The sequence below is a fragment of the Lentzea sp. NPDC004789 genome (assembly GCF_053601075.1).
In genome coordinates, this window is record NZ_JBSGBE010000056.1 from 1 (window position 1) to 1,420 (window position 1,420).

Below are 1,420 nucleotides of genomic sequence, written 5' to 3' on the forward strand. Positions count from 1 at the left end.
CTAGTACTACAGCCGCATGGCGTGACCTGTGAGTCGTCGCTGGTAATGGCATTGTCGGGCTCGGTGTTGGTGGCGTCGTCGCCAGCGCGACCATGCCTCGGCGTGCGAAAGCGGGTGCGGGGTGAAGGTCAGGACGGCGTGCAGGCGCCTGATCTCGTTGACGCTCAACGGGATCAGGCCGTCATCACGGTCCGTAGAGCCCCCTTTTCCGTCTTCGCCGTGACGGCGAGGAAGGCGTGGGCGAGCATCGCGAGAGTGATGTGCCGGTACCAGGCGCCGTACTTACGGACCTGGTAGTGGTCCAGGCCGACCTCGTTCTTGGCCGCCTGGAAGCACTCCTCGACCGCCCACCGGCTCCCGGCCACCCGCACCAACACGTCCAGCGGCGCCGGATTTGGTGTGTAGCAGAGGAAGTACGCCAGCTCGCGGACGCCCTTGGCGTTGGGGGTGAGCGAGCGGCGGATCAGCAGACTGTGGTGTTCACCGACGTCGACCAGTGCCCAGTCATACAGCCGTGGCCCCTTGGCGCCGTCCCCGCAGGAACGGCGCTGCCAGGCCGATTTCGGCACGAGCCTGGCCAGGGTGTCGGCACGTCGTTTCCCCGTGGCGGTGGGGAGTTCCTGCTTGCACGGGATCGCCATGACGTAGGCGATACCCCGTTGTTCCAGCCAGGACCGCAGGCCGGGGTTCTGGCCGTAGGCCTCGTCGGCGGTGAACCACGAGAACGGCACGCCCGCGTCCACGGCCCGTTCGAGCATGAGGCGGGCCAGTTCCGGTTTGGTCGCGAACTCGACCTCGTCGTCGATCCCGGCCTCACGGCACCGGTCCCGGTCGTCGCACCAGCTGGTCTTGGGCAGGTAGAGCTCGCGGTCGATCAGCGCCCGTCCGTGCGGGGAGGCGTAGGCCAGGAACACGCCGAGCTGGCAGTTCTCGATCCGCCCGGCGGTACCGGAATACTGCCGCTGCACCCCGGCGGACTTGACGCCCTTCTTCAGAAACCCTGTCTCGTCGGCGACCAGCACCGCCTGCTCATGCCCGAGATGGTCTGCCACATAGCCGCGCAGGTCGTCGCGCACCTGGTCCACGTCCCACGCCGCGTGGCCGAGCAGGCGTTGCATACCGTCCGGGGTGGCCTCGCCGGCCTGCTCGGCCAGGGTCCACCCGTTCTTGCGTTCGGTCCGCGACAGCAGGCCCAGCAGATAGGCACGCGCCCGTCTGCGGGTCTGGACCTGCACGAACCGGCCCGCGAACCGGGCGAACAGGTCGTCGAACCCGGCCCGCCACGCGTCCAGGTCTAAGATCGGCAACGCGGCCACCGTTTCGCTTCGAGTCCCAACACACCTCGAAGTTGATCACGGTGGCCGTCTCACATCCCCGGCAGGTCATCGACCAAGATCACGCCATGCGGCTGTAGTACTAG

At 67.6% G+C, this 1,420-nt stretch carries 1 pseudogene; it reads right to left on the reverse strand.

The window, feature by feature from the left end:
• A pseudogene (locus ACWEIJ_RS46010) lies at positions 1–1,301 on the reverse strand (IS701 family transposase); the annotation flags it as partial.
• Between the last annotated feature and the right edge of the window lie 119 nt (positions 1,302–1,420).